A 24,177-nucleotide genomic window follows, 5' to 3' on the forward strand; every position below is an offset into this window, starting at 1 on the left:
CAGACGGCCATGTCAATACATCATTCCATACCTCGTGAAAAACTCGGCGTAGCACTCGTAGGGCTGGGTGAGTACAGTAGTGGGCAGCTCGGCCCGGCACTGAAAGCAACTGCATATTGTTCTCTGACGGCTGTGGTGAGCGGCAGCGAGGAAAAACGAAAAAAGTGGCAAGACGAATATCAGTTGAAGTCCGAAAACTTGTACAGCTACGCAGATTTTGATCGTATCAAAGATAATACTGATATCGATATCGTCTATATCGTCCTCCCTAATTCGATGCATGCCGAGTACACCATCCGCGCCGCACGTGCAGGGAAACATGTCATATGCGAAAAACCGCTGGCTACAACGGTCGAAGACGGTAAACGCATGATTGAAGCCTGCAATGAAGCGGGCGTCCGGTTATCTGTTGGCTACCGGCTTCATTTTGATCTTTTTCATCAAGAGCTGATGCGACTTGGGCGCGGCCGGACTTTAGGGAAGGTAAGACGCATCATCGCCGATGACAGCATGGCTATCGGCGAAAAAGACCAATGGCGGGTTAAGGGCAGCTTGGCCGGTGGCGGGCCGTTGATGAACAACGGTATTTACTGCGTTCAGGCCGCTCAATACATCACGGGTCAACTACCTGTTGCCGTCAACGCCTCATTTTTGCCGAAGACAGATCCTGAAAAATTCAAGGATGTAGAAGAAGGAATACAATGGGAAATGGAGTTTGTCGACGGCACGGTAGCCATTTGCGAAAGTAGCTACGCCAGGGACGGCAACTTTTTGAGGGCCGAAGCGGATGATGGCTGGTTCGAACTTAGCCCAGCGTATGAGTACAGCGGGCTGAAAGGCAGGGCTTCAACCGGGGAAATGATATTTCCCGAAGTTAATCAGCAGGCCCTCCAAATGGATGATTTTGCGATATGCATAAAGAACAATAAAACCAGCAGGGTAAGCGGCGAAATGGGTTTGAGGGATCTCATCATCCTCAAAGCGATTTATAAATCGGCCAGCGGTGGGCGTAAGGAGCCACTGGATTTGGATGCTTTTGCACAACCATAAAAGGGCTTAATATCTGATCCTGATGTATAGCATAAACAGGCCAAGCACTGCGCCCAAAAAAAAGCAGGTGACGCCAAAGCGTTTTATACGGTTGCGAGCGTTTCCCGATAGAAAAGGGCGCTTTCTGTTTTTGGCCAGCAGGTATGCGCATAAGTATCCCCCGATCAACAACAGTATAATCACCAGCAGCAGCAACTTCATGATATCTTAAATAATCGATGAATGTAGCATTCAAATTTTACAAATCAAAATAAAGGTTACCAAATGCATTATCCTTCACCCTCGTCCGCGCCTTGCCAGACCGCTGGAGCATTATGGCTTTTTAACAAAATGATGACATTCATGCCGTAATAAGGTAGGGTAATTGTACGTCTATATAAATAGTAAATAAAAAATGTCTTTTCATAATTAGGTTTATAATTGGTTAGTTAGAAAGCCCCAATCCTCCCCGTTTCGGGGCTTTTCTTTGCTGTAAATATCAGTTGATTTTCCAGCTACTGTGGCTGGTGTCCCTGTCCGAGATATCGTGGAGACTATTTGCACGGAACCGGATGCCATCGGCGAGTGGCCTACCTGCAGACCTTACCATACGGTATCGCCGATTAGGACAAGGGTCGTTCAGGTACTGTACTGCGCTAAGCCAAATTTCAATGAGCAGCTAAGAAGCTCACCTAAGCCCTTCGAATTCTTTCGGAAACTTAAAGTTGGCAATTTTCACAATTTTGAATCCCGGAAGGCCCAGAGAAGTCCCATACTGATTATACATCCAAAATGGGTCGGTGTTAAATTTGTTGAAGTCCTGCTTTAGGCTTGCATCCAGGTGGTCTATCAATTTCCGGTATTTTTCGGGCAATGTGCTGTAGTAGGAAGGTTTGCCCTTGATTGGGGAGTTCCTAAGCCTGTAAATATATTTCAGTAGGTTGTAACAGGTCGTAAATTGACCACAAGCAATGAGTGCTGCGTTGCTGTCATTTTCTTGGCTTTTGGTGTCAAACCAAAGTGTCGTTCCCATTTCAAAGGCTGCCTGGGCCACAACCTGCATTTCCCTACTGGGGGTCGTCCCCGGTATCGAATCCCTAGCCGAATCATTTGAAAAGGAAAGGTCATACAGGTGGTTGGTCTTGAGCCGATACGTGTACCGTTTACTATTGTAGGCAGCGTTGTACAAGAGAAAACGGATGCGTTTTAAAAAGACGTCGTTGTTGAGCAGCAATACGGAGCTAAACCGCTCTTTCAGCATCCGGTAAATAACACCTACAGGGGTAGCGCCGAAGTGCTTAAACAGATTGCTGACAATTTCAGGAGAAAAGTTCTTATCCAGATCCAAACCTCCCAGTTTATGGATATTACCTTTGATGTATGACCGAATCACTACTAGTATGCACAACAGCAGGCCGCTCAACAGCAACGTGGCTGAGCCGCTCAATATGGACAGTTTCGCGCCAAACCCGTGGGCATTCGCGGTGAATCCGGCAAAGACAGCGGCCAGCCCGATGGCACTTAGGAACGTTAGGACGACAAGCAAGGTGTTGAGTGTGATCCCTTTGACCCCGGTATAAGCAGATTCGTCTTTGGGAGGCACATAAGGATCCATAAGGTCACTGCCGACATCACCGATAAGCATCAGGTCAAACGGAGCAAAACTGGTTCCATCTGCCGCAAGCCGTCGCTCCTGCGCATCCAAAATACTCTCCAACGCCTGGTTGTCCGTAATTCCGCCGTCCATCATTCCAAACAGGAAAGCGTGGTCGATATCTACTGACTTGAAGGCATCGTTAATTTCTTCTGGAGTCGGGTGCTGCGGCAATTGCGCCATCACCCTTTCGACAGCCTCTTCGCCATACAGTCTCACCAATTCGCCTCGGTTCATTTCCTTTAGTCGGACGTAAAGGTCACTCAACAATTCTTCGCCGGTCAGCGATTTATTGTTTTGGTCGGCGGTTATAGCGTTGTTATACGTGAAATCATTGGGGAACATTATTGGCTCGAACCCTGCGGGAAAGCAGGATGAAGCCGCCAGAAGGTCGGACAGCTTGAGTTTCCGGGCAATGCTCCAACCCAGGTTGATGGCAAAATTCCCATACCGGAATTTTCTGTCTTCCCTGAAACCTTTGTCAAATTTCATCTTGATATTTTGCCGGAATAACAAGCCCCTGTAAAATTCCGTCGCGTTGAAACATACCTCTTCCAGGTGAGACGCGGAGTTACCACTGTACAGTTCTCCCAAAAGCGCACCTTCAAACAAGTAATAATCATAAGCCAGGGCAAAGGCGTTGATCATGTTGCGCTTTTTGTCCGGCCTAGATTCCCATTGGCTATCATCATTCAGTATCTTAAACACATAATCCAGTAGAACGGTGCCATTGAGGATGGTGAAAAGCTTTCCGTAAAAAGTGCCAAATGATTGATTTGCCGCATTATGCTGTGCATACATGGCGTTGGTGATCGTACCTCCCGACGCAGACGATATGAAGGAGACATTTTTCAATAAAGGTGTGCCTGCTTCCAATGTCAGCTCGTTCAAGTAGCTCAAGGTGCCTAACGCAAACGAAGCAGCGCGAAAGCCACCCCCGGAAAAGGCCAACGCAATACTCCTGAATGGCGTCTGTTCCCTGCGGGGTTCATTTTTAGACAGATTTTCCATTTTTTTGAGATTTGAGGGAGAGCCGAAAAAGGATCAGTCATTTTTTTATCGTGGCAGGATGATAAATAGTCCTACAATGGCATAGCCTAAAGAAGAATCCTACTTGCACGAGCCAAGTCTGTCTGGTTGCTTTAAAATTATGTACTTTGTTCCGGATTTCCAAATCCGAAGTGGGCGGCGGCGATTGCTGACATGCAAGTTAGTTAGGCTGTTTTTTGTTTTCCCAAAAGGTCGTCCGCTAGCTTTTGGACGTCGGTAGTCAGAAACAAATAAGCCTGCGCTAGGTGGGCTTTGACAATGATTTGACGGAGGACCTATCAAAAACTGAATGAGACATGCGCCAGCCACCGATCGCCCGCTTTTACGCTGCTATCAGCAAGGTTCTGCGACAGGGGCGATTGGTAATTGCCTCCGAAGGCGATTCGTCCGGCATTGATCTCGACACCCGCTACGCCGGTCAGGGAATTGCCGCCCGATTGGGCCACGTCATACCGGCCAACCCTATGTCAGTCTCTTCGCTTCCCTCGATTAGGCTTCAAAATCCCTCAATTCAGCTACGTAGCCTGATATGCATATTCGGACCTTTGTCCTATAAATCAATTACAGTTATGCAAGCAAATGAAAAAATAGCCCTTGTAACGGGTGCCAATCAGGGCGTAGGTTTTCAAATTGCCAAAGCCCTTGCCGACAACGGCTACACCGTGTATGTAGGTTCACGCAATGCGCAAAATGGCGAGGCAGCCGTAGGCGAAATCGGCGGCAAGGCTCGCGCAATACAGCTGGATGTCACCGAGCAACATTCTATCGCTGCGGCCGCGGCACAAGTACAGCGCGATTTTGGTATGCTTAACCTTTTGGTAAATAATGCAGCCATTTCGCACGCCGGAAGCCGGGGCCGTACGCTTGAGGAAATAATGGCTGCAAACCGCCCAAGCGCCGCTTCACTAACCGAAATGCGCACGGTCTGGGAAACGAACGTCTTTGGTGTTGTTGCCATGACGCAGGCTTTCTTGCCGTTGCTCCGCAATGCGCCTGCTGCGCGCATCGTAAACGTATCGAGCGGGCTCGGTTCGCTTACCATGAACATGGACCCGTCCAACCCCTGGCGAACAAGTTTTGATCTGGTTTACGGTTCATCCAAGACCGCGCTCAACGCCATTACCGTTGCTTTTGCCATCGAACTGGAAGGCACCCCTATCAAGGTAAACGCCGTCAGTCCCGGTTTTACCGCTACGGCACTCAACAATTTTCAGGGAACCGATACCGTCGAAGAAGGCTCACGTGAGCCGATACGCGTAGTGCTTGAGGAAGACGGCCCTACAGGGACGTTTACAGGGCCCGAAAGCGTGGTCTTTCCGTGGTGATACCTTCACGTTCAAAACCTATGGTGATAAGATAAATCATCATAGGTTTTTACTTTATTTTTTAAATTTAGTGGATGAAAAGACAAAACAAACTGATCAGATTTACTTCCATCGCTGATGTACACCAGGCATTTGGCCTGCCCAAGCCCCAGAACCCATTGGTGAGCTTAACGCGTTTTGACAAAGACAATCCGTTCAATCCTGATAAGGCTCCGATTTACGATGTGCTGGATTTTTATAAAATAACCTTCATTACCGAAAGCAGCGGAAGGCTGGAATACGGGCAGGACTATTATGATTTCAAAGAAGGAAGCATGATGTTTATGGCGCCGAACCAATTGGTAGGGGCAACCGAATACACCGACGTGGCTTCATCATACGTCATGCTCATCCATCCCGATTTTTTGCTTGGGTATCCACTGGCAAAAAAGATAAAACAGTACGGCTACTTTTCCTATTCAGTCAATGAAGCCCTGCACCTGTCCGATAATGAGAAGGAAGTCATTCTTTCCGTTTACCGGATTATTGAGAAAGAACTTCATAGCCGGATTGACGAATTCAGCCAAGATGTCGTTATTGCACAGGTTGAGCTGTTGCTCAGCTATGCAAACCGGTTTTACAAGCGCCAATTCATTACCCGTAAAGCGGTAAACAACGATTTGCTGCAAAAGATGGAAGCGCTGTTGGACGAATATTTCAACAGTCGGCAATCGCTGCGCCGGGGTATTCCCACCGTACACTATCTTTCGGCACAATTACACGTTTCACCAGGCTACTTGAGCGATGTGCTGCGCTCGCTCATCGGACAAAGCGCACAGCAGCTCATCCACACCAAGTTGATCGATAAGGCAAAAGAAAAGCTCTCCACTACACCATTAGCGGTGAGTGAGATTGCTTATGAATTAGGCTTTGAACACCCGCAATCCTTCAGTAAGCTATTCAGGCAAAAAACCCGTCAAAGTCCCTTGGAATTCAGGGCCGGGTTTGACCGTCATCGCTAAGGTTTGATAAATACAGGCGATCCAGTCAATGCGAGCGTACTGGTCACACGGGTTTGCTGGTTGTCCCAATCGAACTGCGTAGCTGTCGTCATCTTTAATGACGCCGGAAAGCTGTATTGGGCCGATGCTGTTTCTGATGCTTCACTGGTTTTTGCCCACAATACATAAACATAACTTTCATCATCAGCACCATAAAACGCCGCGCCGTCAATATGGCCGGGCAATTGCAGCATGGCCGTTGCAGCGGGATCATATTGCCGGGTTCTTAATAGACCGCTTACGGTGCGCCAAGCGATACCGCCGGATGTGATGGTAGCATGATAAGGGCCAGATGTTATGTTTTGATAAAAGCCCATTGCCTGATAGGGGTCGTTGGCTTGGGCTAATGGCCTGCTTTCAGCAGGGCCATAAATGTAAAGCGCGCTGATACCCGCCTTTTGCGCCTGGACCGCTGCCTTTATTAAAAAATTCCGTTGCACAACATCGCCTCCAATATAGCCGTCGATGGATTTACGCGGTATATTGCTTTCCGTAATGATGAAGGCTTTCTTAGGGTTGGTTGTTCCGTCATACGAATAGTTATCAAGCACAGCCTGAAACGCGTTTTTATGGTTGACGAGTGCCGTAGCCGCTGCGTCAGAATTGTGATTGCTTCCCAAGTAATACATTGGATACACGTGGTAACTTAGGCAATCGAACCACTCACCACCCTTTTTTGGGTAATCGGCGCTGACGCTTCCTCCGTTTGGGTTATCAGTATTGCGTAATATGGCCTCCAGAAAACTCGGATAACCTAAGCCGCCCACGCACACCAGGCCATCGCCATCCAAATGTTTGACGATTTCATAGGTAATCCTGAGCATCCGCACATAGGATTGGATAGGCGCCGCAAAGTTCGGGAGATCGCACGGGTTGGGATCTGTTTGCGCCCAGGTTTGGGTGGCTTCCCAGTTGTTGGTGTAGTCAGGCTCATTCCAGACCTCCCAGTACTTTACATAAGGACCATAAGTCTTCACTACGTTGTAAACATAGCTGGCATAGTAGTTATTGTCATTCACCTTTCCGGCCGAAGACCATATCGGCTCATACAGGTTGGCGAAGGTTTGCGATCGGATGCCATTGCAGTAGCTTGCCTGTTCCCTATGGGCATCAGTTGGGCCGTTGAGGAAGACTGTATGGTCTGTACCGCCCAGTTGTTGGTAAGTTTCAAACGCGTTTAGCCGGATGTCATAGCCCCATTGTTGCACAAAGTGGTCGTACATCGCAGGACGTAGGCTATTCACCCCCACGCCAGCAATACCCTTTGCCGTATTGCCCATTAGCAATTCAGCCAACTGTTCGTCGGACCAACCTTGATAGGCTCCCATGTTAGAACCGTACAGAAATCTTTCTGCCAGGTCTGAGGGGGGCGTTTTCGGTTCGTCCGTCGGATCCGTACGGATTTTTTCTTTTGTGCATGACACCACAAAGGATAAAAGAAGCAAGAAAGAAAGTGCATAAGCTCCACTGGACAGGTGCAATCGTTTAACCATATCGGATTACTTGTAAAAAACGTTAAGCAGCGAGACTATTTGCTCCTCACACCTCGTTAGCCACTCGGGCAAACTTATTCCTATATTCTATCGGCGTAAGCCCGGTAACCTTTTTAAAGGTGTCTCGGAACGCTTTTGTATCGGTATACCCGACATCAAACATGATTTCCGTTACGTTCTTCCTTGATGCCTCAAAGAAACTTTTGGCAGCCTCTATCCTTGCGCGCTGTATATATTCTATGGGTGTATTGTTGGTGGCCTCTTTAAACCTTCTCTCAAAGGTCCTGCGGCCTGTATTAATCAAATTTGCCAGCGTTTCTATTGTTAATTTGTGATGATAATTTTTTTCAATGTAGTCCTGTACTTTTTGGATGCCAACATCACCGTGATTCCGTTGCCCCTTGAATATAGCAAACTGCGATTGGCTATCCCTTCCAATATCTAACGCAAAATATTTGGATATCATCACGGCCGTCTCTCTGTCGGCAAATTTTTCAACTAAGTATAATATCAAATTCCACAAGCTGCTTGCTCCGCCAGAGCTGTAAATATTGCCATGTTCTGTGATGATAGCGCCATCTTCCACTTCCACTTCGGGATATCGCTCTTTAAACTCATTAATATAAGCCCAGTGCGTGGAACACTTTTTTCCGTTGAGGAGACCCGTTTCAGCCAAAAGGAAAGCGCCGATGCACAAACTGGCAAGACTTGCGCCTTTTTCATGCAACTTCTTAAAATAAGGGATTGCCTCTGCGTTAGCCTGAATTCCTTTGGCTGTGTCGCCAAATGTAGGCGGAATGATTAGTAGATCCGTTTCCATTACGTCCTTGAGCAACCTATCGGTTTTGATGGTGTATTCGCCATTGTTGGCGGGCACGTATTCCTTTAAGCCTACATATTCAACCTTAAAAATAGGTCTTTTGCCGAATGTGGCCAAAAACTCATTGGCGGTATGAAACGTTCTGAACGGCGGTGTGACGGCCTCAATCACCCCATATTCAGGTACAAAGACAGATATCTGCATACCAACAATCTAATAAGCCGCAAGATAGGAAATAGTTTGTCATAATTCACCCCTAAAGTTGTCATTTTCACAACAGCTACAATCGTATACCCTATCGTAATTTTGAATTGTAAAATTTAACAAATAAAATACTCGTGATGACACAAGCAACAAGAATTACGGTAGAGGCAACAGCAAATGCTCCCGTAGAAAAAGTTTGGAAGGTTTGGAATACACCAAGCGACATTATGCAATGGAACGCTCCAGACCCAAGTTGGCATAGCCCAAGCAGCGAAAACGACCTGCGTGTAGGAGGGAAGTTCAAGCACCGGATGGAAGCCAAGGACGGCAGCTTCGGTTTTGATTTTGAAGGCGTTTACGAAACGGTAGAATTGCACAAAGAAATTGCTTACACTATGCCTGACGGGCGAAATGCTACTACGCTGTTCACGTCACAAAATTGTAAAACCCATGTGGCAACCACGTTTGATGCCGAGACAGAAAATGACCCGGAGTTTCAGAAACAAGGCTGGCAAGCGATCCTAGACAACTTTGTAAACTATGTCGAGTCAACTAATTCATAAGGCATTGTCTTAATAGATAACAACATGAAAAAGAATAAAACAATCTTTTGGGTGGCCACGATCATCATCATCCTTTGGGAAGGTGTCATGCCGCTTAGCGCCCTGCTTTTTTCACCGGAGCAGGCGACCATAGGTACAAGGCCCTTGGGCTACCCCGACTACTTTGCCTATGCACTGATTATCTGTAAGGTCCTCGGCGTGTTAGCGATTTCCGTTCCGCAAGTCCCGGCCAGGCTCAAGGAATGGGCATATGCGGGACTTACATTCAATCTAGTCTTTGCATTCATCAGCCATGCGGCCGTAGATCAAAACATAGGGTATATGTTGATGCCACTTGCAGTGCTTGGCATTCTTGCCATTTCATATCGCTATAACCGTAAAATCCAGACCTATGGCTAAGACCAATTATCAAACAATTGATGAGTATCATCAGGCATTCAGCGGTGAAACGCTGGCGCGAATGCAGACGATCCGTGCAATCATCAATGAAGCAGTGCCTGAAGCAGAGGAATGTATTAGCTATCAGATACCCTGCTTTAAATACCACGGTTATCTACTATACTATTGCGCATTTCCTAAGCACATCACGTTATCATACCCCTATAGTGAGGCATTTTGGGAACACTTCAAGGCTGATCTGGAGGGGTATAAGATAAGTAAGTCGGCTATCCAGATTCCAACAGAAAAACCGCTACCTAACGCGCTGATAAAAAAAATCATCACGTTCCGCAAACAGGAAAATGAGCAATCAGCGGAGCGTACAAGAAATAATTAGTAACAAATTAAATTTTTTGATCATGGAAAGTAATTCAGTTTCATTACATCGGGTAATCCAGGCAAGTCCTGAAAAGGTCTTTCGCGCATTTGCAGATCCCATCGCCCATGCTACGTGGCTGCCGCCATACGGCTTTGTGTGCACTGTGCAGCAAATGGATTTCACGGAAGGTGGGAAGTTCCGTATGACGTTTATTAATTTCAGTACCGGGAATGGGCACTCTTTTGGCGGAACGTATCTTGAAATAAAACCTAATGAGTTTATTAAATATACCGATACGTTTGACGACCCCAATTTGCCGGGGGAAATGACAACAACCATACGGCTAAAAAAGGTTTCGTGCGGCACTGAACTCAACGTGCTACAAGAGGGAATTCCTTCAGCCATACCGGCGGAGATGTGTTATTTGGGCTGGCAGGAATCGCTGGAGAAATTAATCACGCTTGTAGAGCCGGAAATTCCTGATGCCTAATTCAACGAACATGATTGATCGTAATAATGGCAAATTAGTGAGTGCAATCTTCATTACTTTTCCCGGCAATTGTAGGAGAGCACTCACATTTTACCAGGCCTGCTTCGGCGGCACCTTGCAATTCGAAACATTTAGAGAAACGTTGGAAGGCTATGCCGAGGTGCCAGTCATCAGCGGGTCTCTTGTTTCTGACAGCATCATCATACACGGTTCAGATCTCGTGTATGATGAGGGAAGGACGCTTGGGAACTACATGTCTATTTTCCTGCATTGTCAAAATACTCTTGAAAGAAAAGCGCTTATTGAAAAGTTGGCGGTCGATAAAAAAGATCGTGCTTTCGAAAAGGATGACGACACAAAGCTCATTGAGGTAGTTGATGCCTTTGACGTGAGGTGGGTACTGCATATTTAGCTGCAGCGTTGGGTGGAGTCGCGGAAGCTGACTATCTTTGAATCCGCCGACGGCGATGTCTTATCAATGCCTAAAGCGAGTTACGACTTCACGTTATTGCATTATCTATATCTATGGCATACGACATTGAGTTGGCACAACGAGTAAGGGCCTACCTTGGTGGTGTCTCCGGCATTACGGTACACGAAAAGAAGATGTTCGGTGGGCTGGCTTTTCTGGTTAACGGCAAGATGTGCATCAACGTTACGGACGATTCTTTGATGTGCCGATTTAGCCCCGATCAGACCGACGCCGTTATTCAACGCAAGGGATGCCAGCCGATGGTCATGAAGGGAAAAAATTTAGCAGGCTATTAGCTATGTCAACCCCGAAGGCTTCGCCGATCCAGACGATTTCAATTACTGGATAGCGCTGTGTCTTGCGTTTAATGAAGAAGCACAGGTATCAAAGCCGAAAAGAAAGTAACTCATTGTTTTTTATCAACCCGATACCGGAGCGATACCAATCCGGTATCGTACGTTTTACTATCAAGGAGTGTAAGCCGGGTGCGGCTATCCTGTGGGCGAAAAAGCGGTTTTCCGCTGCCCAGCAGTATGGGGTGTACGGACATCCACAGTTCGTCCACTAACCCTTCCTTCATCAAGGCATCTGTTAGTGATGCGCCACCGTACAACCAGATATCTTTGCCGGGCCCCGCTTTGATCTTACGTGCTTCATTCATCGCATTATCTGATATCAAAACCGCCCCTTCTTTTACTTTTTCCAGCGTTCGAGAAAAAACATATTCGCTCGCAGGTGGCATGCCGGGTACCAGTTGACCGTCATTTCCCTCAGCGTAGGCCTGCGCCACCTCATAGCTCTTCCGCCCGATGAAGACCGCATCAATGCGCGAGAAAAATTCTTTCAAGCCATAGTCCTGGTCGGTAAAACACCAGTCGTATTCTCCGTTGGGGCCTTCTATATAACCATCCAATGTTACGGCCAATCCTAAAATTACATTTCGCATGTTGTTCGTTTTTATGCAACGTTGACTTTCATGGCCCGATGCCGCTTAGGTAAGCGGACATCGGTAGCCCATATGCCGGACTGGTGCCCTTCGCCGCGTGCGCGTATCGGCTTTCTGTCAGGCCGTGGTTCCGGCATAACGGGACATAGCAGCAAGTTCATGCCCTGCAAAGATAATGTATGGTGGCGTATGCCGCAATTCTTGTTAAATGAAACCATTCAAAGAAAATATAGCCGTTGCCTCCCGAATTTATCGTCAGATTAAAAGTGTTTTTTTTATAGCTTTGGTCGTCCCACTATGGGATTGTACAAGGAAGACATAACATGCACATCAAGGAAGTTACCTCAAACACCCCCGGTTTGCGCGAAGCCATGGCGCGGTTCCTGCGCCAGCTGACCGGGCGCGAACGCGTTTTCGACGAGGCGGATCTGGAAGCGTTGATAGCTTCGGAAAACAGCCACCTGTTTGTAGCAGTCGCAGACGACGGCAATTTCGCCGGGATGATTACCGTCTGCATCTACCGTGCGCCCACTGGGCGCAAAGCCTGGGTAGAGGATGTGGTCGTAGACGAGGCGTACCGCGGACAAGGATTGGGTCGGCGGCTTACCGAACACGCTATCGCCTTTGCGAAGGCGCAGGAGGTCGACCTGCTGTCGCTCACTTCCAATCCTACCCGTATCGAAGCGAACAAGCTGTATCCGAGTGTGGGATTTTCACGCAAGGAGACCAACGTTTATGTGATGACCTTTGAATCGAGCCGATGAACTTAAAAAGCGGCCTGCTGCTCCTGGTAATCTACCTCGCCTTTATTAGTCTTGGTCTACCCGATTCGTTGCTCGGACCTGCCTGGCCAACAATGTATGTCGATTTGCGAGTGCCGGTTCATTTTGCTGGTATCATCTCGATGATCATAGCAGGCGGAACGGTAGTCTCGAGCCTATTGAGTGCCAGGCTGATCAGCCGGTACGGCGTTGCGGCTATTACCACCTCAAGTGTACTGATCACCGCATTGGCACTGCTGGGTTTTTCCGTGTCGCAACACTTCGTTTACCTATGCTTGTTGGCGGTTCCGCTCGGCCTCGGTGCCGGCTGCGTGGATGCGGCGCTCAACAATTATGTGGCATTGCACTACCGGGCACGGCACATGAACTGGCTGCATAGCTTCTGGGGAGTAGGCGCGGCCACCGGGCCGATGATTATGGCGGCCCAATTGTCGGCTGGTGCGGGGTGGGCAAGTGGGTACCGTACCGTCGGCTGGATCCAGATTGCCTTGTTTCTGGTGCTGCTGGCGTCATTGCCGCTTTGGATACCAAACGCCACGGAGGGCGACGGGCCAAATAGAGGAAGGCGCCGTTCATTCTACGAATTGCTCAAAATCAGGGGTGTGAAACAGGCACTCATTATCTTTTTCTGCTATTGCACCGTTGAAGCTACCTTTGGCCTGTGGGGCGCCAGCTTCCTGGTATTCGCCAGGGACGTCGAGCCGGAAGATGCGGCAAGGCTGGTATCTGTCTATTTCGTTGGGATCACCGCTGGCCGCTTCATCTCGGGATTCGTGTCCGAACGAGTGGGCAACAAGCAGCTCGTCTATATCGGCGAGGGGTTAATTGCCGCGGGCCTGCTGGTGCTGTTACTGCCGGTTAAGACATTGTTCTTGCCCGGGTTCCTGTTGGTCGGCTTGGGATGTGCGCCCATCTTTCCAAGCCTCCTGCATGAAACGCCGCGCAACTTCGGCGAACAGCATTCGCAGGCAATCATGGGTTTGCAGATGGCCAGCGCCTATATCGGCATAACGGTCATGCCGCTGCTATTCGGCAAATTGGTGTCCCACACGGGCTATGCGGTGCTGCCGGCTTTTATGGGCGTGGTACTGGCCGTGAAAATCGTAATGACCTGGCACCTGAACAGAAAAGTCACTTAGCCGAATAGGGATAGTGCATTCTCAAATCGTCCAACGGGAAGCTCTCTCGTGTGTGCCGGTTTTAGCTTTAGCGTCTGCGCAATTCGGCACCGGTGGCTAAGCCTGCGCTGATTGGGAACGAATAAGCATGCAGCCTTCATGACAAGGCAAGACTTGGAACAAGGGAATCCGATATTTTTGGGCATACAAAAGTCGAGCGATATTTCGTTGGCCATGGTATTTTTGCTGCATAAAAGGAAATAAAATGTTAAACGAATTAAACGGGGTAATGGATTATATTGAAGATCATCTCACCGATGATCTGTCCCTTGAAGCCATCGCCGACTACGCAGGTGTTTCGGACTATCATTTTAGGAAGATATTTTTTTATCTTTCTGGATTGACGCTGAGTGAGTATATCAAAGGACGGAAACTGTCAGAAGCCAATAAAGACTTACTGAGTGGTGATAGGGTAACGGATGTCGCTTTCAAATATGGCTATCAGTCACTAGACGGATTCACTCGTGCGTTCAAGAAATGGAGCGGCTTTTTACCCTCAGAAATAATCAAAAAGGGACCGAACAAATCGGTTCCCAAGCTATCATTTATCATTACTGTAAAAGGAGGAAATACCATGGAATTCAGGCTTGAGGAAAAGCCGGCGTTCAATTTCGTCGGTGTCAGTAAACGGGTACCCATGCAATTCGAAGGCATTAATAGCGGAATTGTGGAATTGGCCAAGAGCATCACCGAAGCGCAAAGGCGAGAAATGCATGCCCTTCAGGATATAGGGCCATACGAAATAGTAAATGTCTCTTATGATGCCGACGCCGGGTTTAAGAAAGAAGAGGGCAATTTGACGCATTTGATAGGTGTTTTGACCACCAAAAGCGAGGTAAGTGAGCTTTTGGACAAGGTGCCTGTAGCGGCCTGCGCCTGGGCGGTATTTCCAAACGAAGGGCCATTTCCGGCAGCGTTGCAGCAAACCATGGCCAGAACGTATTCCGAGTGGTTGCCGTCGTCCGACTACGAAGTGGTTGATGCTCCTACTTTTTCTTTCACCAAAATGGATGCGCATAAAAATGATTATGCATACAGCGAAGTGTGGGTCCCTGTTTGCAAAAAGCGGAAGCGACAGGTAAACGGTTTAGCCGTTTAAAAGGCAAGAAGATTACGACGTAGACCGCGGGGTGTTTTTAAAAACATTTACGGCACACGCCGGTTGACTAAAGACCATATGAGCAAGAAAAACAACATCGTCGTCCTTGTGGCAGTCGTCCTGCTTTACTCGTGCGCGAGCATTCCTCCAAATGCAGAGCCTGTACAACATTTTGAGATGGACCGCTATTTGGGCAACTGGTATGAAATAGCACGCCTGGATCACAAGCAGGAGCGCGATCTTAACAATGTAACCGCTACGTACAGCCTCAATGAAAGCGGGACGATCAGGGTACGCAATAGCGGCTATAATTACGTCAAAGGTAAATGGGAGTCGGCAACCGGCAAGGCAAAATTCAGGGATGACCAACGTATCGGTGCACTAAAGGTGTCTTTTTTCGGCCCATTCTATTCGGGCTACAACGTGATCGCGTTGGATAAAGATTATCAGTATGCCTTGGTAGCAGGTGAAAGCCTGAAATATCTTTGGATTTTATCGAGAACGACAGCAGTTCCCGATAGTATCCGGGAGAGTTACCTTCAAAAAGCCGAACAAATCGGCTATGACACATCGCAGCTTATTTGGGTTGCGCATGATAGGGAGGAACCAGCTCATTAATGGATGTTCCGTTTTCAAAATAGGTACGAACATCCGGCGCTGTTATTTGTTGACTCAAAAGGTAAAGCTCAACAAGGCAATGGAACCATTTGAAATTAAGCAAAGCGACGGCGCGTCTACGATATACGTCACCCACAACAGGACTGGAAAAACGGTGAAATTTTTACCTGTTGAGACCATTCCGGTAGGTATGCAGCAAGTCACCGAATCCATCGTTTACGATGACCTTGGCGGCATGTATCTTGCCGAAATGGCAGATGGCTCTGTTTTAGATGCTGAACTTGTAGAACTCGCTTGGGCGTATTACAACCATGATGCTTCAAAAAAGAATAAAACAGGCGAAGATACAACAGATTAGTAGGAGGCAATCAAAGGCCATCCATGTGAAAGACATTGAAGCGATGGCCGTCAGGGTCGGCGAAGAGAAACCCATAATATCCTTCGCCAAACGCTGACGGTCTGGAAATGAGTCGGCCGCCTGCTTTTTCCACCTCCAACGCCCATTTGTCGACTGTCTCGCTGCCGTTTGCGGATAGTGTAAACACTACCTCGGCTGCCCGATGGGGATCAGCCAATTCAATTTCCAAATTGGCTTTCAGCACATCTTTCAGAAAAAAGTTGATGACGAAGCCAGCCTCGCCAAAGGAAAAGCTAACCAGTTCGCCGGAGCCATGTGTTCCATTTCGTTTAAATCCCAATGCTGTGTAGAATTTTGCTGTCCGTGTCAAGTCAGTGACAGCCAGATTTGCCCAGATTCTTTTCGGTTTCATCCTGTACGCTTGTTACGCTGCCATGTATTAGGCGAGCCTCGTTTAATGACAAAAATAGGGGTTTTATATGCTTGATTAGCAGGGTAAAAGCGACGAGTTTGCGGGGTATTTGAGACATAGGAAGCCGGGTACACGCAGATTTGATCAGGCGTACGCGGCTGCTAAGGCTTAATTTTATATCCCTCAATGGCATAATAGGCAACGAATGCAAATAGCGGGATAGGAACAAAAAAGCCAGCAGACATGTCGTATAGGTCTGAAACGTAGCCCATTAATGGTGGAAACACCGCTCCGCCCCCAACTGACATCACCAAAAAAGACGCCCCTTGCTTGGTATGAGTTCCTAAGCTCCTGATGGCCAATGCAAATATGGTTGGAAACATAATGGACATGAAAAAGAAAACGCCATAAAGCGCAATGAGGGAAGTCCATCCCAATTTCAACGATACGAGGGGTAGCAGCGCACATACCATTAGTGCATAGCAAGCCAATAGGCGGGTAGGCTTAAAGTACCTCATCAGTGCACTGCCCGAAAACCGGCCCATCATAAATAGGAAAAAACCGAGGGACAAGAAATACGGGCCATATCGCACATCAAACCTGGGATGCATATCGTGGTCCGTAACGAAGTTGATCAGGAAGCTAAAAACACCGGTTTGTGCCGCCACATAGCAAGCTTGGGCGGCAACGCCCAGTTTAAAATGCCTGTTTTTCCATAACGGTTTCTTTGAAATATAAGCGGGATGCGAAGGGTCCGAAATTTCCATGTCACTACCTGGCGTGGGGGCAGCGCCATGAGCGTGCATTAAATCTTCCTCATCGATTTTAGGCAGCTTTAACCGGGAGAAAACAAAGGCAATCGCCAGAACGGACAATCCGATGATAGCGAAGGGAAGGATAATGGAGATCATTTTTTCGCCTTCCACATGGCTGCGATTGCCATAAATGGATAAGGCGATCAGCGGGCCGATTACCCAAGCAAAGCCATTGAAAGACTGGGCAATATTGATTCGCCTTTCAGCGGATTCCGGAGGGCCCAGCTTGGTGGTATAGGGGTTGGCCCCTGTTTCCAGCGTTGCCAAGCCTGCGCCGATCACCAAGAGGCAAAAGAGAAAAAGAACAAACGATTGTAGCGGTGCGGTGCCCGCAGCGAGTAATGCGCCGATTCCAAAAAGGCTCAACCCGAATATAATTCCCTTTTTGTAGCCATATTTTTGGGTGTATAGACCGGCCGGTATGGCCATGCAAAAATAGGCCCCGTAGAGTGAGACTTGTATAAAGCTTGACTGCCATTTTTTTAAGTGCAACAATTCTTGGAAGTTCTTGTCGAGCGTATCCAGCAAGCCGTGTGCGATGCCCCAGGTGAGAAACAGTGCGCTTATTGCCATGAAGGGTGTGGTATAATTCACCCCGTCTGTAATGAAAATTGATTTTTTACTCATAATGTAGGCCGTCTCCTTGAGAATCGAGTCAGCCTAAAATAAGGAAATCCGGCGGATTATAAACAAAAAATGTAACGTCAGAACGTTGCCGGCCTGGAAATGAGCTCGTTTTTTCAAACCCTGTATGAAGGCAGTCATCGGTCCGCCCGACGCAGATAATCATTTCGTTTCCTCATGAAATAAATCAAGTCTGGCACAAAATCATTTCGGTTTTACAGTGCGAAAAGCTGGGATACCTTTGCTTGCATTGGCAATGAGTTAACAATCATTCGAAATGAAATTTGGTTTAAAATTCCTGCCGGTTAAGGACATGTTTTATTCGGTCATCCCGACTGTTGGTACCTATCTCGAATACCTAAACGGTGCTGACAATGCACTGTTTAAAAATCTGTGGGTTTCTCTCGGGGTCGGTTTAGTGGTCTCTTTGGCCTTGGCCATTCTATTTTACAGGGAAAATGTAAAAACATTTAAAAAATCGCTGGCCGAAATTCTGGCGGTCGGTTATTTTAACCATTTCTCCGGCAGGCTGGGAAAATTAGTAAAATCCAAGGTTCCTGTTGATTTTTCTTTTCCAGACAATTCGTTAAAGACATTCACTACCGACAAAATCAACGTTGAAATCGGAATCCCGAAAAATTTTTCTTCATTGTGCAGCTACGCCAATGCGGTGGAGCGAAAAGCGGAGATCGTTTATGTCAGGGAAGCGTCCCAAAGCGAACCTTTTTGGCTTCGTGCCAATATCGACAATGATAGTTTACTGATTTACGAATACCCCAGAACCTTGTTTTCGCTTCCCAAGTACCTGAAGGATGATTTTGGGGATAGCGAAAAAGCAGAAAAAAGTTCCGTAGAAGTATATGCATACTTTAAGCAGAAAATTAACCAGCTACGAATAGCGTACGCCAATGAAATTGCGGATGATCGACTACATTTTATTGATGTTTAATGCACTCCGGTATCATCCATACAGCGACTCATATTCCCTTATCGCCCGTTTAGGAGCTCGTTCTCGCCAACCTTCCAGCAGTAACTTCGCCAATTCATTGAAGTCGACGCGGGCCAGCCGTACCAGCACATAATCATACCCATCGAAATGCGGCGTAGTAAAGTATACTACGGGATTCGATGCAAGCAAGTCATCCTTTCTTTTCGTGTAGACCGCCAGCGATGCCAGGTCTTCCTGTACGCGGGCAAAGATTTTCTTGCCCGCATAAAACCCGGGCGTTCCATGGCACAGCCTTTCATTTGCTTCGGGTAGATGGGATACCGCTTCGCGGATGACATGTAGGAAAAATGGATAATCAACCTGCAATTTGTTTTTTGTCATCGTTTTATCTCCTTATTTTCACCTGACGCCTGCGGGTATATGCGTTCGACTTGCAGCCGGCTTGTAATATACGCAACATCTATTGTACTTAATGGTATTGCCGATTATCAAATTATCGCAAGCTCCGGCTATGCAAGGACATAACGCTGCCATCAGTGCAATAGAAATATTTTCTGATATCGGATTTACGAAGATACACATCACCGGGAGAGGTTGGCGCAGCCCCGGGTGTTCTATCACTTACAGCGCCTGCGGTTTGATCTCGAACAAATAAGGCCACATTTTTCCGGTTACATACAGTGTGCTGTCTGCATCATTGTATGCGATGCCATTCAGCTCATTGTCTTGCGCTTTATGGTCGTATATTCCGATCAGATTTATCCTTGATTCAACCACTCCATTTAGCGGATTGATCACGACGATATAGTCTTCTTGGTAAACATTTGCGTATACTTTTCCTTCGATATATTCCAGCTCGTTCAGCTGAGGCACAGGACCCTTATCGTCAAATACAGGGACGGTGTGTAATACACGGAAGGTTTTTGGATCAATGAAATACAACACATTTGAACCATCCGATTTTATCAGCTTCGTGCCATCGTACGTTATTCCCCAACCCTCGCGCGGTTGATCATAGTTGAAGGTCTTAATCAGTCTGAACGAATGCCTGTCAAAGACAAAGCAGGTGTTCTCGCGATAGGTCAAGACATAGATACTATCACCGACTAAGGTCATTCCCTCGCCGAAATAGTTGTCGCCTATTTCTTTTGACCGGATAACTTCCCCGGATTTTACGTTGACAGTCCGCAGCGTTGAAGCACCCTTAATCCCCGTCGTTTCATGGAGTGCCCCATGCTGATATTGTAAACCCTGCGTATACGCGCTCGAATCGTGAGAATAGCGGTTGATTACTTCGTATCGAAACTGTTTTGGAACCGGGGGGAGCAGCGTAAATGCGGAAGAAACCCGCAGCCTTTTGCCCGTATTAAGGAATACAAGGGCAGAAGCGGTATGTTGCCCCATCTTTATTTCGGCTGAATTGACAACCAAGCCTTCCGTGCCATTTTTTATGTCGAGAATCCCGTTGTCTATATAATATTGAATTGAATCGACTCCCGTTGGCAGACCCGCTATGGTCAAGTCCAACGGTTTACCATGCGTTAATCTCTTGCCTTCTGCTATATTTACAAAACGTAAATCCGCGGATCCGGTGCAGGCAAGGAAGAAAAAAAACATTGAATAATGTATGCTTTTTGCGTTCATCCAAAACTACTATCAATATGCAAGGTCGCCTGTGTCATATGTATCCTATTTAAAACAAAGATATTAATGAAATATGTTTTTCAAAACGGTGCGTTTAGGAGCAAACAGCTATGCAGGAACTTTTTTAACAAAGTTTTAACATTTTTCCTTAATCCATTGGGGGAGTTATACGTCTATATAGTAGTTTTTAAAAATTGTCTTTTCATAATTTAGGTTTATAATTGGTTAGTTAGAAAGCCCCGATTCTCCCCGTTTCGGGGCTTTTCTTTCATGTCCATCGGATTCAGCCGAAAACGAGCAGTCCGTCACTCGCCCGAAGCGCCGGCAAGCCGCCCTTCCCTTATCCTTCCCTCCGCCCCTGTCCGCATATCCTTCGCTAAAAGTACCCAAAAACGGCTCTTTAGCGAAGGTAAAGCGTTATATAGCGGTAGAAAGGCGTATACAGAGGGGGCTGCAACCATCGCAGCAACAGGGCATGCCACGGGGGACGATATGACATTTTGGGGAATAAAGGGGGCCTACTTGGCGTGTATCCGTGCGCGGATGCGATTGGCGGCGGCTGCAAATCGTTCATTCGGCATCAGCTCATCGCAGCGCATCATCCACGCCCAGGCCTCCCGCAAAGCTGGATCGTCGTCAGCCAGCGCGGTGTCGTATGCGTTGGCAGCTTCATACAAGAAGGAGACAAGCTCGCGTGTATAGGTGTTTACCAGGAACGGTTTATCGGCCTCAAACCCTTTGATGGATGTGCTGTCCTGCGCCTCGTTCAAAAAAGACTCCGTGACTGCCTGGTACCGCCGGTTGTCTTCTGCCTTGACGGAATCTGGGGGAATGGTCATGATGCTATCTACCAAGGCCTTGCCCCAGCGCTTTACGCCTGCGGTATCCCGCACCGATACGTGATGCATCAGGCTTAGGCGTAGAAACCGCTGCTGTTGCCGCTCGCCGAGATGAGGGAGCAATTGCTCAGAAAAAGCAAGTGCCTGCTTCACGTCAAACGGTCGATAGGCGGCAAGCGCTTCGGCAGCACCATCGGTAAGTACTCCAAACAGGCGCGGAGCCAGTTTGCGCTGCTGCTCCGCATCGAGCAGGTGATAGTGGTCAAGCAGGAAAACCAGCGCGAGGTTGTGCATACTGTTGATATGCTCACCCAAGAAGGCCAGTTCGTCCGGCTGGGTGAGCGAGCTCAGGGGAAGCGCCTCGAAGTAGGTGTTTATCGCTTGGCTATTGCTTATGCCGAGTTCGTTCATCTTGACGATGTAGCTGCGCAGAAACGCGGGATCGCGCTGGCCGTTGTTGAATGCCGATTCGAGCCTGCGCAGGTTTTGCGCGTCGCTTGCCGATGCCAGGGCGCGTTCAGCATGGGCAATGAATGCCTGTGCACCGAAGTAGCCTACCGCACGATGTAACAGGTTGCCTTGGGCATCAAGGTATAGGTACGTGGGATAGGCCGCCACCTCATATTGTTTGGCCAGGGCTATGCCGTCACCCTTCTCGGCATCGAGCTTGTAATTGATAAAGGACGTGTTGTATGACTCGCCCACCTCGGGTAAGGGTAGTACTTCCTTATTCATGCGCTTACAGGGGGGGCACCAATCCGTATAAACATCTACGAATATCAGTTTGCCCGCGGCCTCAGCGGCGTTCAGCGCTTCCGACCACGTACCCTCAAAAAATTGGACACCCCTATCGGGATCGGGCGCTGCCTTAGCCGGCAGCATCGGCGGAAAAAGTATGCAAAGTAGGAGAAGGAAATGGTCTGTCGTCTTCATGCAGACGAATATCGGCTTTTATCGCCGGAATCCAAAAAGCGGTAGTCTCTATACGGCTCCGCATGCGGTGTTTCGCTGAAATGCCGCCTGAATGTGCGTTTAAACGTGTACAAAGTCGCGACCTTAGTCACTGGATTGTGTATCTGTGTCAGTCGGGGCTCCGCCGTCGCCATCGGCGTTATCGGCATCGTCCTCGGTCTCGCGGCTTTCTTCGTCATCTGCATCCATATACTGTTGTGGTCTATCGAAAGCCATGTGGGCTGCATGTTCGTTCTCCAAGGTGCTCTTCCCCTTTTTCTCCGGATCATCCGGTACGTGTTGTTTGTTGTTGCTTGTCATCGCCAATATCCTCCTTTTATTCAACAGCACGCAAGGGTAAATGTTTGGCTGCTCATTGCATTGAGGTGAAGCATCCCATAGATTGGGAAGTACGTTAACCGGGAGAACCGGTAAATAGTCGATAGCTCGCCGACACGGAGCTAAATTGACGGAATTTTGACCTTCTATACGAGGAAATTAAATTGTTTTCAGCACTTTTGTAGTATTAGGCGTACAAGTTGATAATTTATCGTTGAAAAGCAAATATAGCCGTTCATTTTTGGCCTTGCTTAGGGGGTGCTGGCAGGAGCTGGTGGGAAAGCCAGGGATGCTGCCCAATGAAAACCGCAGTTTTAATGTGGTGTCGCTATTTATGATTGCACTGGTGGGGATTTTAATCCCCTTAAACTTTTATTTGGGGCTGCCGGTGCTTGCGATTGTCTTGATCGTTACCGAAATTATGCTGATTACGATGTTCGGCTTATCGCGCTATCGCGGTCTGCACCGTACGGGATTGCATGTGTATGCCGGCTACAGCTACCTGCTGGTCATCTTTACTTACTTCTACAACGATGGGAGTGCCGGACCGGCGCTTTACTTTTTTTTGCTCACCTATCAGCTGCTCATTGCGTTTACCAGCAGCCGGCTGCAGTGGGTATGGACGATATTGCACTTCCTGTTGCCCGTTAGCTTGCTGGCGATGGAATACGTCAACCCATCGGTCATCTATAATGGTTACGACTCCAGGGGTGCCCGCTTTGCCGATCTCATGACCTCGATTCCCATCATCGTCATCTGCACCTTTGTGGCAGCAAGCTACTTCCGCAAAAGGTATGAGTGCGAACGGGCAGCGGCCGAAGAACATGCCAAGCATATTGAGCAACAGAATGAACGCATCCGGCTGCAGAATGAATTGTTGACGGCTGCCAACCGCGAAAAGGTAGAGCTGATATCCATCCTCGGCCATGACCTGCGGAATCCGATGAATGCCATCATCGGTACACTTGAAATTCTGACCAAAGAGGAACTCCCTCCCGACGTAACCAAAAAGCTTAAGGAGGATTTGCTGATGGCTGCACACAATACGTCCGACCTGTTGAATAATGTACTGGCTTGGGTATCCGGGCAGATCAAGGGTATTCACCCCCTGCTTACCTGGGTGGAACCCTGCAGCGTCATCGAGCGTATATTGGCCGTGCAGCGTTACATGGCCGAAAAGAAAGGAATAGCCATCCAACTGAGTATCGAAAAGGGCATTAAAGTGATTTCAGATGCTGAAATGCTGGAAGTAATCATCCGAAACCTGATAAGCAACGCTTTGAAATTTACACCCCAAAACGGCACGATAACGCTGTCTGTCGTGGCTGATGCCGCAACCGGACAATGTATGATTTCGGTGCGCGATGACGGGGTGGGCATGACTGATGAGGATGTAAAGCGGATTTTCAACGGTCATATCCAGTCAACCTATGGCACGGAGAGCGAAAAAGGAATAGGCCTGGGCTTGTTTCTATGCCGTGAGCTTACACTCCGGCTGAACGGTGAGATTTGGGCCGAAAGTGAACTGGGCAAAGGTTCTGTCTTTTTCCTCGCATTGCCGCTCTATGACAATGGCAAGGCCAATGATCCGGTCACCCCGCGCCTGACCGAACGGGATGAAGCCGTTGCCGGATAATTGGGCTCGTGGCTTACGGGATGGATACAAACCACGTTATACACCTGAATAGTCTGAAAGCACCATGCGGAAAGCCAGCCGTTTAAAAAT

Annotated in this window: 27 protein-coding genes; 16 read left to right on the forward strand and 11 right to left on the reverse strand. The window is 48.0% G+C overall.

The annotated features are described in order from the left end of the window. Nucleotides 1–9: 9 nt before the first annotated feature. Nucleotides 10–1,050, forward strand: a complete 1,041-nt coding sequence (locus JHJ32_RS00475) for a Gfo/Idh/MocA family protein (RefSeq protein ID WP_200119147.1) — start codon at nucleotides 10–12, stop codon at nucleotides 1,048–1,050. Nucleotides 1,051–1,717: 667 nt separating this feature from the next. Here JHJ32_RS00475 and JHJ32_RS00480 read toward each other — a convergent pair. Continuing rightward, nucleotides 1,718–3,694, reverse strand: a complete 1,977-nt coding sequence (locus tag JHJ32_RS00480; RefSeq protein WP_200119149.1) for a patatin-like phospholipase family protein — start codon at nucleotides 3,692–3,694, stop codon at nucleotides 1,718–1,720. A 317-nt stretch (nucleotides 3,695–4,011) separates the two neighbouring features. Beyond that, nucleotides 4,012–4,179 carry a hypothetical protein gene (locus tag JHJ32_RS00485; RefSeq protein ID WP_200119154.1) on the reverse strand — a complete coding sequence of 56 codons (168 nt, stop codon included), beginning with the start codon at nucleotides 4,177–4,179 and terminating at the stop codon, nucleotides 4,012–4,014. Nucleotides 4,180–4,302: 123 nt separating this feature from the next. Here JHJ32_RS00485 and JHJ32_RS00490 point away from each other — a divergent pair, with 123 nt between their 5' ends. Together JHJ32_RS00490 and JHJ32_RS00495 are read left to right on the forward strand one after the other, a co-directional pair. Next, the gene (locus JHJ32_RS00490) at nucleotides 4,303–5,058 is read left to right on the forward strand and encodes an SDR family NAD(P)-dependent oxidoreductase (RefSeq protein WP_079717375.1); all 756 of its coding nucleotides are present in this window, start codon (nucleotides 4,303–4,305) and stop codon (nucleotides 5,056–5,058) included. 74 nt (nucleotides 5,059–5,132) lie between these two features. Further along, complete coding sequence (locus JHJ32_RS00495) at nucleotides 5,133–6,059, forward strand: AraC family transcriptional regulator (RefSeq protein ID WP_200119156.1); 927 nt, start codon at nucleotides 5,133–5,135, stop codon at nucleotides 6,057–6,059. Here the strand turns inward: JHJ32_RS00495 and JHJ32_RS00500 are convergent. Further along, complete coding sequence (locus JHJ32_RS00500; protein WP_200119158.1) at nucleotides 6,056–7,591, reverse strand: hypothetical protein; 1,536 nt, start codon at nucleotides 7,589–7,591, stop codon at nucleotides 6,056–6,058. The genes JHJ32_RS00495 and JHJ32_RS00500 overlap by 4 nt on opposite strands. A 46-nt stretch (nucleotides 7,592–7,637) precedes the next feature. Then, the gene (locus JHJ32_RS00505; protein ID WP_200119160.1) at nucleotides 7,638–8,615 is read right to left on the reverse strand and encodes a GlxA family transcriptional regulator; all 978 of its coding nucleotides are present in this window, start codon (nucleotides 8,613–8,615) and stop codon (nucleotides 7,638–7,640) included. Nucleotides 8,616–8,752: 137 nt separating this feature from the next. Between JHJ32_RS00505 and JHJ32_RS00510 the strand changes: the two genes are divergently transcribed. From JHJ32_RS00510 to JHJ32_RS00535, 6 genes are all read left to right on the forward strand, one after another. Further along, complete coding sequence (locus JHJ32_RS00510) at nucleotides 8,753–9,178, forward strand: SRPBCC family protein (protein WP_200119162.1); 426 nt, start codon at nucleotides 8,753–8,755, stop codon at nucleotides 9,176–9,178. A 24-nt stretch (nucleotides 9,179–9,202) separates the two neighbouring features. Further along, nucleotides 9,203–9,577 (forward strand): DoxX family protein, encoded by a 375-nt coding sequence (locus tag JHJ32_RS00515; protein WP_079717370.1) that lies wholly within the window; start codon nucleotides 9,203–9,205, stop codon nucleotides 9,575–9,577. After that, on the forward strand, nucleotides 9,570–9,953 hold the full coding sequence (locus JHJ32_RS00520; RefSeq protein ID WP_200119164.1) for an iron chaperone: 384 nt from the start codon (nucleotides 9,570–9,572) through the stop codon (nucleotides 9,951–9,953). Before JHJ32_RS00515 ends, JHJ32_RS00520 begins: the two co-directional genes overlap by 8 nt. 22 nt (nucleotides 9,954–9,975) lie before the next feature. Continuing rightward, nucleotides 9,976–10,425 (forward strand): SRPBCC family protein, encoded by a 450-nt coding sequence (locus JHJ32_RS00525; RefSeq protein WP_200119166.1) that lies wholly within the window; start codon nucleotides 9,976–9,978, stop codon nucleotides 10,423–10,425. Nucleotides 10,426–10,435: 10 nt separating this feature from the next. Then, on the forward strand, nucleotides 10,436–10,837 hold the full coding sequence (locus JHJ32_RS00530; protein WP_200119167.1) for a glyoxalase: 402 nt from the start codon (nucleotides 10,436–10,438) through the stop codon (nucleotides 10,835–10,837). Between the two features lie 113 nt (nucleotides 10,838–10,950). Further along, nucleotides 10,951–11,193 (forward strand): TfoX/Sxy family protein, encoded by a 243-nt coding sequence (locus tag JHJ32_RS00535; RefSeq protein WP_200119169.1) that lies wholly within the window; start codon nucleotides 10,951–10,953, stop codon nucleotides 11,191–11,193. Between the two features lie 110 nt (nucleotides 11,194–11,303). Here the strand turns inward: JHJ32_RS00535 and JHJ32_RS00540 are convergent, their stop codons facing one another. Next, nucleotides 11,304–11,843, reverse strand: coding sequence for a dihydrofolate reductase family protein (locus JHJ32_RS00540; protein WP_200119171.1), 540 nt, complete (start codon nucleotides 11,841–11,843; stop codon nucleotides 11,304–11,306). A 323-nt stretch (nucleotides 11,844–12,166) separates the two neighbouring features. On the opposite strand from JHJ32_RS00540, the gene JHJ32_RS00545 reads away from it, so the two are divergent. The 5 genes from JHJ32_RS00545 (at nucleotide 12,167) to JHJ32_RS00565 (ending at nucleotide 15,878) form a co-directional block, all read left to right on the forward strand. After that, nucleotides 12,167–12,607: a GNAT family N-acetyltransferase gene (locus JHJ32_RS00545; protein ID WP_200119174.1), complete on the forward strand. Its 441-nt coding sequence runs from the start codon at nucleotides 12,167–12,169 to the stop codon at nucleotides 12,605–12,607. Further along, the gene (locus JHJ32_RS00550; protein WP_200119176.1) at nucleotides 12,604–13,764 is read left to right on the forward strand and encodes a sugar MFS transporter; all 1,161 of its coding nucleotides are present in this window, start codon (nucleotides 12,604–12,606) and stop codon (nucleotides 13,762–13,764) included. The genes JHJ32_RS00545 and JHJ32_RS00550 overlap by 4 nt, the downstream gene beginning before the upstream one ends. A gap of 244 nt (nucleotides 13,765–14,008) precedes the next feature. Further along, nucleotides 14,009–14,902, forward strand: coding sequence for an AraC family transcriptional regulator (locus JHJ32_RS00555; protein ID WP_200119178.1), 894 nt, complete (start codon nucleotides 14,009–14,011; stop codon nucleotides 14,900–14,902). 78 nt (nucleotides 14,903–14,980) lie between these two features. Then, nucleotides 14,981–15,520: a lipocalin family protein gene (locus JHJ32_RS00560; protein ID WP_079717362.1), complete on the forward strand. Its 540-nt coding sequence runs from the start codon at nucleotides 14,981–14,983 to the stop codon at nucleotides 15,518–15,520. Nucleotides 15,521–15,599: 79 nt separating this feature from the next. Further along, nucleotides 15,600–15,878 (forward strand): hypothetical protein, encoded by a 279-nt coding sequence (locus tag JHJ32_RS00565; RefSeq protein WP_079717361.1) that lies wholly within the window; start codon nucleotides 15,600–15,602, stop codon nucleotides 15,876–15,878. Between the two features lie 10 nt (nucleotides 15,879–15,888). On the opposite strand, the gene JHJ32_RS00570 is transcribed toward JHJ32_RS00565, so the two are convergent. Beyond that, on the reverse strand, nucleotides 15,889–16,290 hold the full coding sequence (locus JHJ32_RS00570) for a VOC family protein (protein WP_200119183.1): 402 nt from the start codon (nucleotides 16,288–16,290) through the stop codon (nucleotides 15,889–15,891). A gap of 161 nt (nucleotides 16,291–16,451) precedes the next feature. Continuing rightward, entirely contained in the window at nucleotides 16,452–17,732 is a 1,281-nt protein-coding gene (locus JHJ32_RS00575; protein ID WP_200119184.1) for a sugar MFS transporter, read from the reverse strand. A 274-nt stretch (nucleotides 17,733–18,006) separates the two neighbouring features. Between JHJ32_RS00575 and JHJ32_RS00580 the strand changes: the two genes are divergently transcribed. Continuing rightward, nucleotides 18,007–18,678, forward strand: a complete 672-nt coding sequence (locus tag JHJ32_RS00580; RefSeq protein ID WP_200119185.1) for an STING domain-containing protein — start codon at nucleotides 18,007–18,009, stop codon at nucleotides 18,676–18,678. Nucleotides 18,679–18,690: 12 nt separating this feature from the next. Here JHJ32_RS00580 and JHJ32_RS00585 read toward each other — a convergent pair whose 3' ends face one another. From JHJ32_RS00585 to JHJ32_RS00600, 4 genes are all read right to left on the reverse strand, one after another. Continuing rightward, the gene (locus JHJ32_RS00585) at nucleotides 18,691–19,059 is read right to left on the reverse strand and encodes an MmcQ/YjbR family DNA-binding protein (protein WP_200119186.1); all 369 of its coding nucleotides are present in this window, start codon (nucleotides 19,057–19,059) and stop codon (nucleotides 18,691–18,693) included. Between the two features lie 240 nt (nucleotides 19,060–19,299). Continuing rightward, a complete protein-coding gene (locus JHJ32_RS00590) occupies nucleotides 19,300–20,199 on the reverse strand; it encodes a glutaminyl-peptide cyclotransferase (RefSeq protein ID WP_200119187.1) in 900 nt (299 codons plus the stop codon). A gap of 641 nt (nucleotides 20,200–20,840) precedes the next feature. Further along, the gene (locus JHJ32_RS00595) at nucleotides 20,841–22,094 is read right to left on the reverse strand and encodes a thioredoxin family protein (protein WP_200119188.1); all 1,254 of its coding nucleotides are present in this window, start codon (nucleotides 22,092–22,094) and stop codon (nucleotides 20,841–20,843) included. A gap of 123 nt (nucleotides 22,095–22,217) precedes the next feature. Continuing rightward, a complete protein-coding gene (locus JHJ32_RS00600; RefSeq protein ID WP_079717355.1) occupies nucleotides 22,218–22,433 on the reverse strand; it encodes a hypothetical protein in 216 nt (71 codons plus the stop codon). Between the two features lie 232 nt (nucleotides 22,434–22,665). On the opposite strand from JHJ32_RS00600, the gene JHJ32_RS00605 reads away from it, so the two are divergent. Beyond that, entirely contained in the window at nucleotides 22,666–24,087 is a 1,422-nt protein-coding gene (locus JHJ32_RS00605; RefSeq protein ID WP_200119189.1) for a sensor histidine kinase KdpD, read from the forward strand. Nucleotides 24,088–24,177: the final 90 nt, after the last annotated feature.

Origin of the sequence: Parapedobacter sp. ISTM3, from assembly GCF_016533505.1 — a bacterium.
Taxonomy (GTDB): Bacteria; Bacteroidota; Bacteroidia; order Sphingobacteriales; family Sphingobacteriaceae; genus Parapedobacter; species Parapedobacter luteus.

What these genes read in the sequence shown, in the direction of transcription:
- JHJ32_RS00535 (WP_200119169.1), top strand. Translation starts at nt 10,951, where the DNA reads ATGGCATACGACATTGAGTTGGCACAACGAGTAAGGGCCTACCTTGGT.
- JHJ32_RS00495 (WP_200119156.1), top strand. Translation starts at nt 5,133, where the DNA reads ATGAAAAGACAAAACAAACTGATCAGATTTACTTCCATCGCTGATGTA.
- JHJ32_RS00530 (WP_200119167.1), top strand. Translation starts at nt 10,436, where the DNA reads ATGATTGATCGTAATAATGGCAAATTAGTGAGTGCAATCTTCATTACT.
- JHJ32_RS00545 (WP_200119174.1), top strand. Translation starts at nt 12,167, where the DNA reads ATGCACATCAAGGAAGTTACCTCAAACACCCCCGGTTTGCGCGAAGCC.
- JHJ32_RS00520 (WP_200119164.1), top strand. Translation starts at nt 9,570, where the DNA reads ATGGCTAAGACCAATTATCAAACAATTGATGAGTATCATCAGGCATTC.
- JHJ32_RS00580 (WP_200119185.1), top strand. Translation starts at nt 18,007, where the DNA reads ATGAAATTTGGTTTAAAATTCCTGCCGGTTAAGGACATGTTTTATTCG.
- JHJ32_RS00550 (WP_200119176.1), top strand. Translation starts at nt 12,604, where the DNA reads ATGAACTTAAAAAGCGGCCTGCTGCTCCTGGTAATCTACCTCGCCTTT.
- JHJ32_RS00505 (WP_200119160.1), bottom strand. Translation starts at nt 8,615, where the DNA reads ATGCAGATATCTGTCTTTGTACCTGAATATGGGGTGATTGAGGCCGTC.
- JHJ32_RS00570 (WP_200119183.1), bottom strand. Translation starts at nt 16,290, where the DNA reads ATGAAACCGAAAAGAATCTGGGCAAATCTGGCTGTCACTGACTTGACA.
- JHJ32_RS00555 (WP_200119178.1), top strand. Translation starts at nt 14,009, where the DNA reads ATGTTAAACGAATTAAACGGGGTAATGGATTATATTGAAGATCATCTC.
- JHJ32_RS00565 (WP_079717361.1), top strand. Translation starts at nt 15,600, where the DNA reads ATGGAACCATTTGAAATTAAGCAAAGCGACGGCGCGTCTACGATATAC.
- JHJ32_RS00525 (WP_200119166.1), top strand. Translation starts at nt 9,976, where the DNA reads ATGGAAAGTAATTCAGTTTCATTACATCGGGTAATCCAGGCAAGTCCT.
- JHJ32_RS00510 (WP_200119162.1), top strand. Translation starts at nt 8,753, where the DNA reads ATGACACAAGCAACAAGAATTACGGTAGAGGCAACAGCAAATGCTCCC.
- JHJ32_RS00560 (WP_079717362.1), top strand. Translation starts at nt 14,981, where the DNA reads ATGAGCAAGAAAAACAACATCGTCGTCCTTGTGGCAGTCGTCCTGCTT.
- JHJ32_RS00515 (WP_079717370.1), top strand. Translation starts at nt 9,203, where the DNA reads ATGAAAAAGAATAAAACAATCTTTTGGGTGGCCACGATCATCATCATC.
- JHJ32_RS00575 (WP_200119184.1), bottom strand. Translation starts at nt 17,732, where the DNA reads ATGAGTAAAAAATCAATTTTCATTACAGACGGGGTGAATTATACCACA.
- JHJ32_RS00600 (WP_079717355.1), bottom strand. Translation starts at nt 22,433, where the DNA reads ATGACAAGCAACAACAAACAACACGTACCGGATGATCCGGAGAAAAAG.
- JHJ32_RS00595 (WP_200119188.1), bottom strand. Translation starts at nt 22,094, where the DNA reads ATGAAGACGACAGACCATTTCCTTCTCCTACTTTGCATACTTTTTCCG.
- JHJ32_RS00500 (WP_200119158.1), bottom strand. Translation starts at nt 7,591, where the DNA reads ATGGTTAAACGATTGCACCTGTCCAGTGGAGCTTATGCACTTTCTTTC.
- JHJ32_RS00490 (WP_079717375.1), top strand. Translation starts at nt 4,303, where the DNA reads ATGCAAGCAAATGAAAAAATAGCCCTTGTAACGGGTGCCAATCAGGGC.
- JHJ32_RS00480 (WP_200119149.1), bottom strand. Translation starts at nt 3,694, where the DNA reads ATGGAAAATCTGTCTAAAAATGAACCCCGCAGGGAACAGACGCCATTC.
- JHJ32_RS00540 (WP_200119171.1), bottom strand. Translation starts at nt 11,843, where the DNA reads ATGCGAAATGTAATTTTAGGATTGGCCGTAACATTGGATGGTTATATA.
- JHJ32_RS00475 (WP_200119147.1), top strand. Translation starts at nt 10, where the DNA reads ATGTCAATACATCATTCCATACCTCGTGAAAAACTCGGCGTAGCACTC.
- JHJ32_RS00585 (WP_200119186.1), bottom strand. Translation starts at nt 19,059, where the DNA reads ATGACAAAAAACAAATTGCAGGTTGATTATCCATTTTTCCTACATGTC.